This is a genomic window from Pseudoalteromonas sp. SG43-5, from assembly GCF_014164345.1.
Taxonomy (GTDB): domain Bacteria; phylum Pseudomonadota; class Gammaproteobacteria; order Enterobacterales; family Alteromonadaceae; genus Pseudoalteromonas; species Pseudoalteromonas distincta.
In genome coordinates this window covers 1-15,864 of sequence record NZ_JACJFA010000009.1, presented here as the reverse complement: position 1 = coordinate 15,864, position 15,864 = coordinate 1, and the positions used below count along the sequence as shown (strand labels likewise).

Sequence of the window (15,864 nt, the reverse complement as noted above, 5' to 3'; positions counted from 1 at the left end):
GGTAAACAAAGTTACCCTCCGGTTTAGTCATCTAGTGACTCAACAATAATGACTTCGATATTCTTACTTTTCAAGTACTTAATCATTTCTTTATCCGCTTTTGAATCAGTTATGAGCACATCAACTTCTTCTAAAGGGCAGAAAACAAAATTACTTCGCTTGCCTAGCTTTGTGCTATCGGCGAGTATAATTAATTTATCCGTTTGTTTTTTTAGTTTTTGTTCTGAGAGTATTAGTAATGGATCTGACTCCATTACACCGAATGTACCTACCCCTGGCGTGCCCATAAACATCATCGAACTTCGATAATGTTCAGTATTATCTTTTTCGTAAGAGCTTAGTATAATCCCTTGCTCACGATAAATCTCTCCTCCAGGCAGTGATACTAAATTGTCACTGCTTTCGGAAAGGTAGTGAGCCAAAACAAAAGAATTTGTTAGGATGTTCAATTTCTTGTCGGTTAAGTACTCTCCCATCATATATGTAGAGCTGCCACCGTTAATAATAATAGAATCATTATCTTCACATAACTCTACAGCTTTCTTTGCTATTAATTTTTTTGTATCTGTTCGCTTAGTCTTATCAATCTCAAATGTTGAACTTTGAATGTTCTTTTTCTTATTAGAATTTGATTGAGCCCCTCCCCTAATCTTAACAATCTCTCCTCGTTCAGACATTTTCGTTAAGTCTCGGCGAATAGTTGCTTCAGATGAAGATAATTTATCAGTTAAAATTTTTACACTAACAAAACTTTCGCGATCTACAATTTCTTTAATCAGCTGCTGTCTATGTTTTTCTAACATTTATAACTATTCCATTTACCAAAAAGGGCTATATGTATTTCATAATACATATACAGTATTAAAAGTTTATCACTATATAAGTTAAAAAGGAAAAAAATAGGTTTTACGGATAGTTATATGCTTAAACTTCCAATGTAGTAAATGAATTACATTATTTAGCGCAACGGCTATTTTTAAAATACATTCTTTCAAAAAATCAATTTACTCAAATTCAATCTTAACTAATCATTTGCAATCACTTTCTTTATGTGTAAACTAAGATACATATAATACCTTGTCTTAGTTATGCTAACGCGTTTTGGACTAAAATTAGTTGATAAAAGCATTGGTAAAGATGGGTTGTGTTTCTATTTACATTAATAATAAGTAATAAAAATGACTGAAATGACGATGTATTCTTTGGTAATAGATATAGGTAAAACACATGTAAAACTGCATGTGTTAGATAATAAATATAATTCTGTATTTTCCAAACAAATGAAAAATACAGTAGTAAAGGAAGGACATTTCCCTAGTATTAATACAAGCGAGATTTGGGGTTGGCTGATTGCAGGTATTAAAGAGATCACACCAATATACAGGATCAATGCGATTAATATAACAACGCATGGAGCTACGGCGGCGTTGATTGATCGTAAAGCGATAGGTACCGATGGACTTGTACTCCCTATTCTAGATTATGAATACCCAGGTGTTTATGAGCAAAGCCCTGAATATGAAAGTATTAGGCCTTCGTTCAATGATACTTTTTCACCGTCATTGCCAGCTGGATTAAATTTAGGTCGTCAATTATATTGGCTTAAAGCAAAATTCCCTAATGACTTTGAAAAGGTCACGGATATACTTATGTATCCTCAATATTGGGTGTGGCGCTTTACCGGACAAAGAGTAAATGAAATAACATCCTTGGGTTGCCATACAGATCTATGGTCAATTAAGACTAATACCTACTCCTCTTTGGTTGATCATTTAGGGTGTGAGAAATTACTACCTGATATCAAACCCGCTTGGTTTAATTGTGGCAAAGTATCATCTTCACTTATAGCTGAGCTTGGACTTGACCCACAATGCCACTTTTTTAACGGTATTCATGATAGTAATGCGAGTTTTTTAAGATATAAACTGACCCAAAATAAAGCACCTTTCACCGTAATATCGACTGGAACTTGGACTATTTTGATGTCATCTCAGGTCCCACTCAGTAACCTTGATGCTGATAAAGATATGCTTGCTAATATTGATGCTATGCAGGAGGCGATTGCTTGTGCTCGCTTCATGGGCGGCAGAGAATTTGAAGCTATTTGTGAGCAAGCAGGCTCCTGGCTTGGCGAGCAATTTAATGTTGACGACATTCAAAATGTTATTGATCAACAAGTGTTTGCATTGCCTGACTTCAGTAATGGAAGTGGCCCATTTGGAGGTGCTATGTGTGGTTTTACTACCAATACAGATAAAGTAAGTGGTATTGCATTAGCAACGATATATAGTGCTTTAATGATAGATTACCAACTGGATATGTTGGGCGCCAAAGGTGACATTTTTATCGAAGGAGCTTTTTTGAAGAATCCTTTATTATGCGCTGTTTTGAATCAGTTAAGAGACAATAATAAGGTGATTTTATCAAAAGACTCTACAGGGACAGTACAAGGTGCTGGTTATTTATCTGATTGGGGCAATGTTCAGTGTGAAATTGAATGTGAACCCTCGTCAACTACTGAGCTTAGTAACCTTTCAGGGTATAAGAAACAGTGGCGAGAATATGCTGAATCTAGATCTACTGTATTGTAGGGATCAGTTTTTAATCTACTGAGGCCCATTTATTATTATTTATAGGCTTAATTTAGGCGGGTAAATGCTCTTAATGGTTTATAATGTGTATCAACATCAAAATGTAAGCAATTATTAAGATAAGTTAGTAAAATTCTGCTTTGTAATTACTCGACTTCTCAGCTTTGCTCTCTACTTTTATAAGTAGAGTTTTTATACAGTTTAATGTTTTTAAGTTAATTTGATAGCAAGGTGTCTACCACTAGTTTAAAAGGTTAGTAAAATATCGAAATAAAAAAATATTAGGTTTAAGCAGTTTGACTGAGGCTTTTTTAAGCGAGCCAACTTTTTTCGTGTAACCCCTATTCTTGGGTAATTCATACCCCATGCAACTCCAATTAACTTAGTAAAAATTTGTAATGGCAAAGATCGCTTTTCTTTTTATATTTTATTTATTCTGTGACTGAGTTATTCAGTTACTTTGAGAGAGGCGGTAATTGCTTTTATTTATTAACATAATATACCTCCGTGCCCTACTTTGATTATTTAAAGGCGTTTTTTGAATTAAAATACATTAGGAATTGTAAGTAAAAAAATATATAACATCCAATTTAACATAATGCATTAAATAGTGTAAATGGACGTTTACACAAGTAATGTTTAAGTGTATAAATATGTAGATTAATATGTTGAAGGAAATTGGGTGCATTATGAAAAGTAGGTTAAAAAAAATTATGGACCATGATGTAAAGCAATTACCAGCAACAAAACAGAATTTAATTCATACTGTACGTGTTGATAATAAATGTCCGATATTTAACTATATACATTCATTGAATGCTGATACCTCAAAACAAACAGCGATACGTTGCTTACAAGCAATAGCAAAACACAATAACTATTCATCTTTTTACGATATTAATTGGCGTGAAATAACATCTGTAGATATAAATAGTTTAATTCATACACTAAAAGATAAAGGCCTTTCACCAAAATCCATTTCACTTTACGTCTCTATAGCCAAAAGCGTATGCGAACACGCATATTTACTTGGCCAAGTATCTCGCCTACAGCTAGATGGGGTTTTAAAAGTTAAAGGTTCTACCGGTTCACGTATAAAAAAGCATAAAGTAATTGACCGAAATGAATTTCAAGCTTTACTTCTACGCATTGAAATTAGCAACCCATTTAATAAAGTAAAACTGATAAGAGATAAAGCCATCTTTCACTTATTGATAGGTACTGGGCTCAGAAGAAATGAACTGGCAAATATTCAGCTCTCCTCCTTAGATATAGAAATAAGCAAGCGACGTACTATTTTTATTAGCTCTCAATACATTAAGATAGTTGGTAAAGGTAACAAAGAAAGGTATGTAGCGCTTCATCCTGTGACTAAAGCTGCTTTAGAGGACTGGATAAATACAAGAGGCATACTTAGCGGCCCGATTTTCATAAAAGTATCCAAGAACGGTAGTTTTTCTATAAGAGAAAATAACTTTTTAACAGGAAATGCAATTTATGAGCTATGCAGAAAGTACAACACAGTTGCCCCTCATTCGTTAAGGCGGTCTTACGCGACCTGGCTTGATGATAAAGGAGTCAAAATTAGTCGTATCAGTAAGCTTTTAGGCCATGCGAAAGAAGTTACAACGGCTTTGTATATTGTTAATGATGAAGAGAAAGCTTACGAGGATGTTTTAAATAGCTTGTTTTAATATTGATATATACTTATTATTGCTACCGTAATAAAATTTACTGTAATATTAATTACAGTGCATTTAAGGGGCTAGTGTATGCAAAAGTTTTATAATAGAGAAGTCCAGCTTAATAAGTTACGAACGATCTCTGATGATATAGGACAATCTAAAGGTCGGTTAAGTGTCGTTGTTGGTCGTAGGCGTGTTGGAAAAACACGCTTACTTAATGAGGCTTTTCAAGGTATTGCGCAGAAACACCTTTATTTATTTGTAAGTCGAAAATCTGAGAGTGCGTTAGTCAGCGAATTCTCAGCTATATTGCAAAATGAATTGAATACAAAGTTCTTTAAGCCCGAGTCTTTGAAAGATATATATGAATACTTACTCGATTACTCCACACATACACCTATTACTGTCGTTATTGATGAATTTCAGGATATTGAACGAGTAAATAATAGCCTATTTTCAGATTTACAAAACCTATGGGACGAATACAAAAATAAATCGATGATGCATTTGGTTTGTTGCGGGTCTATGTACAATTTAATGACAAGAATCTTTAAGGATGAAAAGCAGCCATTACTTAACCGTGATGATTACTTTTTTAAAGTTAATCCTTTGGCGCCGAATTATATAAAAGCAATTATGAAGGATAATGATAAATATACGCCAAACGATATGCTTATTTGGTGGTGTTTATCTGGAGGTATACCTAAATACCTTGAGTGGCTAACTAATGCAGGTAGTTCACCTTTTGACACACTAATTTCAAATGGTTCGCCCTTAATAAAAGAGGGGATGCATCGACTTGTGGAAGATTTTGGCTCTGAGCACCGTGCATATTTTGATATTTTAGGTGCTATAGCCAGTGGCTACAATAGCCGGCCCCGAATAGAGAGTTATTTAGATACGAGTGTCGGCGTACACTTAGATAAGTTAGAAAAAGATTTTGATATCATTACTAAGCTCAGACCGATTACTGCAAAAGAAAACTCTAGAGACATTCGCTATAAGATTGCAGATGAATTTCTAAGCTTTTGGTTTCGTTTTATATATAGTAACCGAAGTGCGGTTGAAATAGAGAACTACGACTTCATAAGACGCATAGTATATAGGGACTTTGATACGTATTCGGGTACCCAGCTAGAGGAATTATTTAAAGCTATTATTATAGAATCAAAGCAATTTAACAATATTGGTAGTTATTGGAATAGTAAAGGTGAAGATGAAATCGATATTGTTGCTATTAACGATTTAGATAAAGAAATTTTAATTGCTGAAGTTAAGCGCCAATACAAAAAGTATAGTGAGTCTAAACTGATACTGAAGTCTAAGAGTTTACTGCAGAACTTAAATAAAAAGGGCTATAGAGTTTCATATAGAGGGTTTTCACTAGACAATTTAGATGATATTCAGAATGAGTTTAAAAAGGGGGCATGATCTTTTCCCCTAACAATTAAAAACTTAACTAATTTAGCAAAGGTAACTAGAACTATCACTATATCATCATACTAAAATCTATTTTAATCTTCTTTCCTAAACGGTTACTATATAAATTATTGACTATACATCGGGGCAGAAGTCTGACATATTGTTAATACTTAGTATGATGGTATAGCTTTATGTCTTTATATATGGAAATAGCTTGTGCGTATAATCAGCTAGTAAAATTTACAGATTTACTAAACCAATCTTTATTAGAAACAGAGGTAATTCATGCGCAGTGCTATAAGTTACCCGCTGTAGCAGGTGATGTGTCAGATTCAAGTGGGTGGGAATTCATTGAGCCAGAGTCTTTTACCGGTTTCACAGCTCTTAGTATGGCTACGGGGGCATTCTCTAGATTCACGCCAAATTACCAACACTCTGCGAAATACCCATTTCGTTTACCAGGAATTATTCAATTAAACCCAGTGCATCGAGAGCGTATTTCAGAGCTAGTCTATCAATGTAATTACCTAAAATTAAAAATTAAAAGTTTAATTAACTCAAGCACACTAAATCATACAAAAAAACGTGAATTAATACAGAGCGTATGCCCAAACGCAATTACTTTACAGATTTATCGCTTAATTAAAACCACAACCTCACCAGTAAGGCGCGTTGGGTTTACGTGGTGTAATAAGAACAGTATGCGTAGAATAAAAAAAAGTGAGTTTTTAGACTACCTACAAAGAAGTAAAAACAATCCTCCGGCAGGGAAAACTAAATCTGAATGGGCTCCCTGGGTAGATAAAGAAGTTGATTTAATTAGAAATAATACTAGCGACTTCGTTAAAGTGAAGCGACCTCTCCCCATCGTACCTAAGCTAAACATTTCATTTACTGATGATACGAAAACTATTATGTTTTATGGCCATCTACCTGCTATTATCTTTACCGCTGAACCTATAAAAATAACTCCACTGAGAAGTTACATCGATAAGAAGAATAAAAAGCAATTTCAAAATTATCTTATTAAACGACTGTATGTTGTTAGTGAATTTATTGATCAATCTTAGCTATTTAATCTAGCATCGTGGTATATTTTAAGTGCGGGTTAATTACTATATCAGCGCCTCCCAACTCACTTTAAATATATACCTTTTTAAAGTCACCCTCTGATGAGCAATAACTAAGGTCTCTCGTACTTCTATCAACTAAGCTACTTTAAATTAGTTCTACTTGGGATAGACATAAAATTTTTACAGAGGAAGCAGAAAGCATAACTCTAATCTTAGACGAAATCTTCGTAAAAGTGTCGAGTTAGCTTTTCCGTAATCCTCTGAGTGAGGTTGTATCATTTATTATTTTTAGCGTAGATGACTATTAACTCTAATGATCTACTTCAGACTTTAAACGCTGAATAGGACCATTATCACCTAGTAAGTAAACTTTTCTATTGGCTTTACCTTTTTGCTTTTCAGCCACCACCATCCTTGCATCTGGATGCCCATCATTGATGATTGAAGTAATCGCCCAATTAGAATTTGTGCGTCTAATTAATTCATCACCTTTGTTAAAAGTAGTGCCTCCATCTTTGCTATCCCAATAAGAAATTACACCATCACTACCCTCTTTTGATTCAAGAATAAAACTTACTTCTTGTGGGGCTTTAATAATAAAATCCCCTCGTGTATCTTGATTGCTAGTAACAGCACTTGAATCAACTGCGCTATTTGAGATCCATTTTGAGCCATTCCAACGAATATGCGTCGTTTGCTTGGGCCCGCCTGTTTTCATACCTATATCTTTGCCGATATTAGTTGCTAAATGCGGGTAGCCGCTAGAGTCTAGGTGAACAGTACCATTAAAGGTCCATTTATCACCCGTATTCAAAGCAAGCGTCTTTTCATCTGCTACTTCACGAGTGATTGGAAGTGGAAGCTGCTCACCTTTTATGTTGTGCCATTCGTCGTTTTTAGTATCAAATGTCATGTAGTATGCATTATGTCGTTCAGTGGTATGACCTCGTCCATTAATACCTGCTTTTCCATCCCAGCAAACATGGTAATCGTAGCCAATTATAATTTCATCATTCTCCCCTTTTTCAACCCACGCATACCAGCTATCAACAGCTTCAATATCATCTCGTCTTTTATGCTTCAAAAATGAAACTGGTGCTTCAAATGTACGGCCGTGGTCGGTAGATTTTTGATATACCCAATCGCTACGATGTGCGCCATGCCTATAAAATAGATAAATATCACCATTATCCATTTTTACCGCTTGATTATAAGTACCAAAGACAGGAATTGTATCAAGCTCTTCCCAGCTACTGATATCATAAGGATTTTTAGTAACAGCATGAATATTTCTGCCATAATGAGTATTACCTAAAGGGTTTTTACCGTGTTTAGGCATCCCTCCATGACCACCAAAAAATACATGAATATAGCCTAAATCATCCATCAAAATAGTTGGTTTACCGTGATTATCTATTTTACTTCTTGATGGATCTTTACCCATGTCACTTATGCCAGCTTTATATGGCCCTTTCCACTCCTTGGTTTCATGATTATAAGAAACGACATAGGGGTCTTCTAAAGGCCCTTGGTACGAAACATACGTTACCCCGTCATGGTAAATACCTGCAGGGTGTTGAACTATGGCCAAAGGATTACCGGTTGCATCATTGGCAAAGTAATCTACATACTCATCATTACTGGATTTAAAATGGCTACATCCAGTGAGAAGAAGTGCTACACATGTAGAAATAACACTGTGTGGTTTTATTATTTTTTTCATTGTTGTCACCTGTGGTTTACCGATTATGAGTCAGAATCATTTAATGAACTGCTATTTTGATAAATATTGATTTAATATGACTGAAAATGCAAGTTAATAAGGTGGGAAGAGCCAGAATAGGTCAGCCATCATATAAGCTTATGATGGCTGAAGCGAAAAACTATAAATATAGAATTAGTCAGTTGCTATCGTTAATTCCACTCAGAGTTAATACACTCGGTTGAGATATATAACTATGAGCACTATCTCTATTACCAGGCTGTGTAAGCCAAGATAAGTAAAACTTTTTACCAAAAGCTGATGAATCTCCTTTACCCTTAAAGACATGGTTTTCTAATTTAATCAGTCCACTACCTTTTGACAGGTGGGAATTAGCAACCTCAGTAGCTGCATTAATAATAGGAGGGTAAATATCAGCTTCTTCAACTTTAATCGTTTTTAGGCTATCACTATCTAGTATAAAACGCATGACATCATCATTTCTTCGAACTAATATTGTTAGTTTATTATTTCCTAGTAGCTCGGGTGAGTAAGGTTTGACCTTAAACCGACCTAGCGACCCGTGCCCATCAAAGTCCCAACGAAACCCTTTCCAATCACTAATTTGTACTGCTCCCCAACCCTTGCCTTCTTTTCGTGCAACGTATATTTGAGTATCGCCATTTGCATCATATTTATGATATGAAATGATAGGTTGCTTATTGTGGTCAAACCCGATCTTTACATTTCCATTAATCATTCCAGCAAAGGGTGGAACAGGGTCAACGACTTCAGCACTTTTCGCAGTTATAGGTAATGAAATATCTTCACCGTTTGAATTTTGCCAATTAATCAGGTCTTCGCTTTTTGCATAAGACAAACTGTGATTAGACGCCGCATTTGGTGTATTGCGCCAAACCCAAATTAAATGGAACATTCCATCAGGGCCTAGCGTAGGTCCTTCGAAATAACCACTCATTTTACCTTCTCCATCTAAGAAAGTATTAGCGTGTAACCTGCTCCATGACTTAGATTGAGTATTATAAATGTTGTAAATTTCGCTACCATTCCCACTGCCGCCATCGCGATACTTTACAATAAGTTGCTCTTGTTTGTTGCGAAGAAAAACCGGGTAAGTCATTCTTTTTTCGAGTGACTTTTCAGCCATAACAGAAACACGCTTCAATGAACGTACATTCAAAGGCTCTGACATACGAAAATACTCAAGTGGATCTGCATGCATGTTACCCATGACATGTAAGTAACCTTCAGAATCTAGCTCCATAGTGACATAGTTATGGCTATCCCATCCTAACCAGCTATCTACTTTGTAGTATCTCCACTTACCACCTAGCTGTCGGTGTGCCACCGTCATTTGGCGATTTGCATCATAATAAGCTACAAATTGTTGCTCGCCTCGAGTTAATAAATAAGGCTTAATTCTGTGCCCAGACCATACATTATCGATTGCTATGCTCGTGATCTCCGGCTCTTTGGCATACACTATTGAACTGAAAAACATCGGTAAAAAAACCAAGCAATAAATTATTTTCTTCATATATTTCATATTGATTAAAAACATAGTATTCACTTTTAAATTTATAATTCGCTCTTAAAGTGAGTTACATATGCTAATTTAAACGCGCTACATAATGCTTAAAAATTACAAAGAAACTCACTGCATATTAAATACAAATTTAACCCTGCATATCCTCTAGCTCTTTACCTTTTGTTTCATGCAAGAACATAAAGACAAATACCACCGAAACGAGCGCACAAATTGCATAAAAGCCATATGCCCCAGCGAGACCAACACCAGTTAGCATAATAGGGAATGACCAGGTGATTAAAAAGTTAGCTATCCACTGTACGAAACCTGATACCGCTAAGCCTGATCCTCGAATTTGATTAGGGAACATCTCGCCAAGCATTACCCACATAACAGGCCCCCAAGACAAGTTAAAGAAAAACACATAAGCGTTTGCTGCAACTAATGCGACGATACCTTGATCACCTAATTCTAAATTACCTGAAGCACCGGTTTGAGCTTTAACAAAGGCATAAACCATCGTGAACAATGTCACAGTCATACCCACAGAGCCCACTAATAAAAATGGTTTTCTCCCAATTTTGTCAATAAAGTACATTGTAATAAATACAGCGATAATACTTACTAGCCCACTGATAATATTAATTAGCAATGCATCAGATTCATTAAAGCCCGCAGCTTGCCAAAGCACGGCACCGTAATAAAAGACGACGTTTATACCAACTAATTGTTGAAATGTAGCCAGGCCGATACCGACCCAAACGATAGGACGCAATTTATTTTTAGACTTATCTATTAAGTCTGATAGTTTTGGTTGGTGCTTATCTGTAGCTAATGATGCTTCTATTTCATCTCTTTTGATTAGAGCCGTTTCTTGGCCATATAAATTTGATAGCACACGGACCGCTGACTCTTTTTTCCCAACCATCATTAAATAACGAGGGCTTTCTGGAATAAACAACAAAGCTATAAGAAATAAACTTGCAGGAAGTAACTCTACCCAAAACATCCAACGCCACGTTTCATAACCAAGCCAAAATAATTTAGTTGATCCTCCGGCAGTATCCGCTAAAAAGTAGTTACTTACAAAAGCACAAAACAAACCAAAAATAATAGCAACCTGCTGTAATGTGGAGAGTGTCCCACGATATCTGGCTGGTGCAATCTCACTGATATAGGCAGGAGTCATCACAGAAGCAGCACCAACTGCCAGGCCACCTAATACCCTATAGATGACAAACTCAATAGAAGCATCTGCAATACCAGATCCCCAGGCGCTGATAATAAAAAATACAGCTGCAAAAAGTAAAATGCGACGACGGCCGAATTTATCCGCCAACCGTCCTGCTGTAAACGCACCGATAGCACAACCTATAAGCATACTCGATACATTAAAACCTGTGCCTACGCTGCTTGATCCAAACGCAGTTTGTAAGCCATCGACAGTGCCATTTATTACACCACTGTCAAATCCAAACAAAAACCCGCCAATCGTTGCAGCAAAGCAAACCATGACAATTAAAAGTACATTCTCTTTATTGTTCATAAGTATCCATATTGTGTGTGTTGTTGTTCTTATACAAATTTTGAATAAAAGCTGGCTGCAACTTTATTTGATAGAGCTCGACTCTCTCTCTATCAATTCAAAATCTAAAATATGTCTTAATTCCAAACTTTTTAAATTGCTCATATTGTCATATTGGCCAGAGGCGAGTAACGAAACTGACAATTCGGCCATTTCATTTATCGGCTGTTTAACGGTTGAAATACGCGGCCACACCGATCGAGCAAGTTGAGTATCATCAAAGCCAACCACTGAGAGATCGCCTGGGATATTGATACCTTGTTGTTGTGCAATTGATATAACAGCTGCAGCCATATCATCATTTGCTGCGAATATCGCTGTAGGCTTGTCATCTAATGCAAGTAACTTAACTGCAGCTTCCATTCCCGATTGATAAGTAAAACTTCCTTGCTCTATGTATTCTGGGGGGGTAGTAATTTTATTAGAACGCAACGCATCTAAATATCCCTGGTAGCGCAAACGACTTACACCCTGTTTATTATTACCAATAATATGAGCAATTTTTTTATGACCCTGATTTATAAGCCTCTCTGTAACATCAAACGCAGCTTGGTAATCGTCCATACAAATATAGGGAGAGCTATTTAATTTAGTATCTGGCGTTATTCTCACAAATGGTACATTTGCTTTGGTAAGAACTTCTAGCACATCTTCGTTGTCACACATCGGTGGTAATAAAATCATCCCATCAACCTGCGTAACGTCTATCAGTTGTTTAACTGATTCTATCGTTTTATTAATATCTAAGTGGGCTTCATCTACAACCAGGTGATAACCCAAAGCACGACATTTTTTTAGTGAAGCTAAGAGAAACTGGCTGATATACGAGTCACTAGGGTTATCGTATAACAAGCCAATAAAAAAGGATTTACTGCTCGCTAAACGTCTCGCAGACACATTGGGCCGGTAATTTAGCTTCTCAACAACCGCCATTACTTTTTCACGAGTTTTATTGCTTACTTTTTTGTCTTGGTTGAGTACTCGTGAAACCGTCATCATGGATACACCAGCTTGCTCAGCTACATCTTGAATTCTTGTTCTTCTAGGCTCAGCCATGTTTTTAATTACCTATTAATAATCTTTTTATTGATATATAGCGCTTGCATTTCGATAGCTTTCATGACGCACGCTTAAAACGGCTGTTTCCATACCGATTGTTGAACATCTTATTATTATTTTTTATACATGGAAATGTTAGCGGTAACAATAAAACACAAAAAATATAACAGCGCAACAAATAAACCTAATGAAAAGTTCAAAAAACACTCCATTACTGACTATTCAAGCACAGCTATTGACTTAATATTAAGCGATCGATTATGTTAGCGCTAACACAAACAGATAATGAATTTTGATTATGTTCCTTGGTATCGATTTAGGCACTTCAGGTGTAAAAGTAATTATTTTAGACGAGAAAGACCAATTGCTTGCTCAAGCAAGTGGATCTTTAAGCGTTTCACGCCCAGCACCACTTTTTTCTGAGCAAAACCCTACAGACTGGTGGCTTGCTACATGTAGTGCAATCGAGGATCTTAAAAATACTCACCCTGCATTACTAAAATCGGTAAAGGCTGTGGGCCTTTCTGGGCAAATGCATGGCGCTACGCTGCTTGATAAAAACAATAATATTATTCGCCCAGCCATTTTATGGAACGACGGGCGTAGTGCTGCACAATGTGTAGAGCTTGAAAAACGCGAACCAAATTCTCGTAATATTACCGGCAACATAGTAATGCCTGGTTTTACTGCGCCTAAATTGGTGTGGTTAAAAGAGTTTGAGCCAGAAAATTTTGCAAAAGTAGCCAAAGTATTATTACCAAAAGACTACCTACGCTTTTTAATGACCGGCGATTTTGCATCAGATATGTCTGACTCTGCAGGCACATTATGGCTAGACGTAGAAAAAAGAGCATGGTCGCAAAAAATGCTTAGTGCTTGCGACTTAAAAGAGCAACACATGCCTACTCTTTTTGAAGGCACACAAATTACAGGCAAACTAACAGCCCAAGTTGCTGCTAAATGGGGAATGGAGCAAGTACCTGTTGTTGCAGGCGGTGGCGATAATGCCGCAGGCGCTGCCGGTGTAGGCGTAGTAAAGCCAAAACAAGCGTTTTTATCATTAGGTACTTCGGGCGTTTACTTTGTTGCCAACGAAAAATACCTGCCTAACCCAGAAGGTGCTGTACATACTTTTTGTCATTGCATTGAAAACACCTGGCACCAAATGTCAGTGGTGTTAAGCGCAGCAAGCTGTTTAACCTGGGTCACTAAATTAACTGGTTTTGAAAACGAAGGTGCATTGCTTGAACAAGTAAGTAAATGCGACTTTAGCAAACCAAGCTCAGTGATATTTTTGCCTTATTTAACTGGCGAACGTACGCCGCATAATAACCCCGATGCCAAAGGCGTGTTTTTTGGTTTAGACAGTGATACCGATGCAGCAGCCCTTGGCCGCGCAGTACTCGAGGGCGTTGCTTTTGCCTTTGCCGATGGCCAGCAAGTACTGCTTGATGCCGGCGCACAAATTGACGATGTAACCGTTATTGGTGGTGGCGCTAAAAGCCCACTGTGGGGAAAAATCATCGCAAGCGTACTTAACCGTCCCCTAATTTACCGAGAAGGCTCAGAAGTTGGTCCCGCATTTGGCGCTGCAAGGCTTGCCCGAATAGCAGTAACACAACTCTCTGCACAACAAGTGTGTGTTAACGGCAAAGTAACGCAAACCATTGAGCCAGACCCAATCATGCAAGACTTTTACGCACAGCAATACACAACATACAAAGCACTTTATCAAAGTGTAAAAACATACTTTTAATACACTATTATAAAATTAATGGAGCACAATATGAGCGAGCAATTTTTTACAAACGTTGAAAAAATTAAATTTGAGGGTGAAAACTCTAAAAACCCATTTGCATTTCGTTACTACGACGAAAACCAAGTAGTGCTTGGCAAAACAATGAAAGAGCACCTTCGTTTTGCAGCTTGTTACTGGCATAACTTTTGTTCTACAGGGTTTGATATTTTTGGTGAAGGTACGTTTGACCGTCCTTGGATCCAACCTGTAGGCAATCAATTAGAACTTGCTGAACAAAAAGTAAAAGTAGCCTTTGAATTTTATGAAAAATTAGGCGTTCCTTACTTTTGTTTTCATGATGTTGATATTGCCCCTGAAGGCAAAACACTACAAGAAAGCCACGATAACGTAACGCATATCGCTAACATTATCGAAAAAGAAATGCAGCGCACAGGTGTAAAACTACTGTGGGGTACTGCTAACTTATTCTCAAATCAGCGTTTTTGTGCCGGTGGTGCAACAAACCCTAATCCTAATACGTATGCATATGCAGCAGCACAAGTTAAACATGCAATGGAAATTACGCATCGTTTAGGCGGCGAAAATTACGTACTTTGGGGTGGTCGTGAAGGTTACGACACGCTACTAAATACAGACCTTGCACAAGAAAGCGAACAGTACGCACGCTTTTTGAAAATGGTTGTAGAGCACAAGAAAAAAATTGGTTTTAAAGGCACATTATTAATTGAGCCAAAACCACAAGAGCCAACTAAGCACCAGTACGATTACGATACAGCAACAGTTGCAGGCTTTTTATACAAGCACGGCTTACAAGACGAAATTAAAGTAAACATTGAAGCAAACCACGCAACACTTGCGGGTCATAGTTTCCATCACGAAATTGCAGTTGCTTGCGCAGAAGGCATTATGGGTAGTATTGATGCTAACCGTGGCGACATGCAAAACGGTTGGGATACAGACCAATTTCCTAACGATGTAGCTGAGTGCACACTTGTTGTTTACGAAATTTTAAAAATGGGTGGCTTTACAACGGGCGGCTTTAACTTTGACACTAAACTTCGTCGTCAATCGTGTGAACGCGATGACTTATTCATTGGTCACATTGGCGGTATGGATACGATGGCTAAAGCATTACTCAATGCAGCAGCAATGATTGAAGGTGGCGAGCTGTCTGACTTTGTTGAAAAACGTTACGCAGGCTGGAAAGAAGACCTAGGTCAAAGCATTCTAAATGGTGAGCAATCACTTGAGAGCCTTTCAGCCTTAGTACACGAGAACAACATCGATCCTAAGCAAGTTTCTGGTCGCCAAGAACTGCTTGAGAATATTGTTAACCGCTACGTATAAGGACATCGCCTCGGTTTTAAAGCCGAGGCGTACATCATTATGAACTTGTTAGAACAACTCAAAAAAGTAACCACGGTCGTTGCCGACAGTGG

11 protein-coding genes are annotated in these 15,864 nt (G+C 37.1%); 6 read left to right on the top strand and 5 right to left on the bottom strand.

From position 1 onward, the window contains the following. Nucleotides 1-23 precede the first annotated feature (23 nt). Complete coding sequence (locus tag H5161_RS11230) at nucleotides 24-803, bottom strand: DeoR/GlpR family DNA-binding transcription regulator (RefSeq protein WP_182675207.1); 780 nt, start codon at nucleotides 801-803, stop codon at nucleotides 24-26. Nucleotides 804-1,178: 375 nt separating this feature from the next. Here H5161_RS11230 and H5161_RS11225 point away from each other — a divergent pair, with 375 nt between their 5' ends. The 4 genes from H5161_RS11225 to H5161_RS11210 all read left to right on the top strand — a co-directional run bounded on the left by H5161_RS11225 (nucleotide 1,179) and on the right by H5161_RS11210 (nucleotide 6,768). Next, entirely contained in the window at nucleotides 1,179-2,591 is a 1,413-nt protein-coding gene (locus H5161_RS11225) for an FGGY-family carbohydrate kinase (protein ID WP_182769296.1), read from the top strand. A 689-nt stretch (nucleotides 2,592-3,280) separates the two neighbouring features. Beyond that, on the top strand, nucleotides 3,281-4,285 hold the full coding sequence (locus H5161_RS11220) for a site-specific integrase (RefSeq protein WP_182769295.1): 1,005 nt from the start codon (nucleotides 3,281-3,283) through the stop codon (nucleotides 4,283-4,285). A 78-nt stretch (nucleotides 4,286-4,363) separates the two neighbouring features. Then, entirely contained in the window at nucleotides 4,364-5,707 is a 1,344-nt protein-coding gene (locus tag H5161_RS11215; RefSeq protein WP_182769294.1) for an ATP-binding protein, read from the top strand. 182 nt (nucleotides 5,708-5,889) lie between these two features. After that, nucleotides 5,890-6,768, top strand: a complete 879-nt coding sequence (locus H5161_RS11210) for a DNA replication terminus site-binding protein (RefSeq protein WP_182769293.1) — start codon at nucleotides 5,890-5,892, stop codon at nucleotides 6,766-6,768. Between the two features lie 313 nt (nucleotides 6,769-7,081). On the opposite strand, the gene H5161_RS11205 is transcribed toward H5161_RS11210, so the two are convergent. The 4 genes from H5161_RS11205 to H5161_RS11190 form a co-directional block, all read right to left on the bottom strand. After that, nucleotides 7,082-8,494 carry a BNR-4 repeat-containing protein gene (locus tag H5161_RS11205; RefSeq protein ID WP_182769292.1) on the bottom strand — a complete coding sequence of 471 codons (1,413 nt, stop codon included), beginning with the start codon at nucleotides 8,492-8,494 and terminating at the stop codon, nucleotides 7,082-7,084. A 178-nt stretch (nucleotides 8,495-8,672) separates the two neighbouring features. Next, the gene (locus H5161_RS11200) at nucleotides 8,673-10,055 is read right to left on the bottom strand and encodes a BNR repeat-containing protein (RefSeq protein ID WP_182769291.1); all 1,383 of its coding nucleotides are present in this window, start codon (nucleotides 10,053-10,055) and stop codon (nucleotides 8,673-8,675) included. Between the two features lie 115 nt (nucleotides 10,056-10,170). Continuing rightward, entirely contained in the window at nucleotides 10,171-11,601 is a 1,431-nt protein-coding gene (locus H5161_RS11195) for a sugar porter family MFS transporter (RefSeq protein ID WP_310737010.1), read from the bottom strand. Nucleotides 11,602-11,631: 30 nt separating this feature from the next. Beyond that, the gene (locus H5161_RS11190) at nucleotides 11,632-12,663 is read right to left on the bottom strand and encodes a LacI family DNA-binding transcriptional regulator (RefSeq protein ID WP_182769289.1); all 1,032 of its coding nucleotides are present in this window, start codon (nucleotides 12,661-12,663) and stop codon (nucleotides 11,632-11,634) included. A gap of 301 nt (nucleotides 12,664-12,964) precedes the next feature. Between H5161_RS11190 and xylB the strand changes: the two genes are divergently transcribed. Together xylB and xylA are read left to right on the top strand one after the other, a co-directional pair. Further along, a complete protein-coding gene (gene xylB / locus H5161_RS11185; protein ID WP_182769288.1) occupies nucleotides 12,965-14,422 on the top strand; it encodes a xylulokinase in 1,458 nt (485 codons plus the stop codon). Between the two features lie 30 nt (nucleotides 14,423-14,452). Further along, nucleotides 14,453-15,772, top strand: a complete 1,320-nt coding sequence (gene xylA / locus H5161_RS11180; RefSeq protein WP_024599023.1) for a xylose isomerase — start codon at nucleotides 14,453-14,455, stop codon at nucleotides 15,770-15,772. The last annotated feature ends 92 nt before the right edge of the window (nucleotides 15,773-15,864 follow it).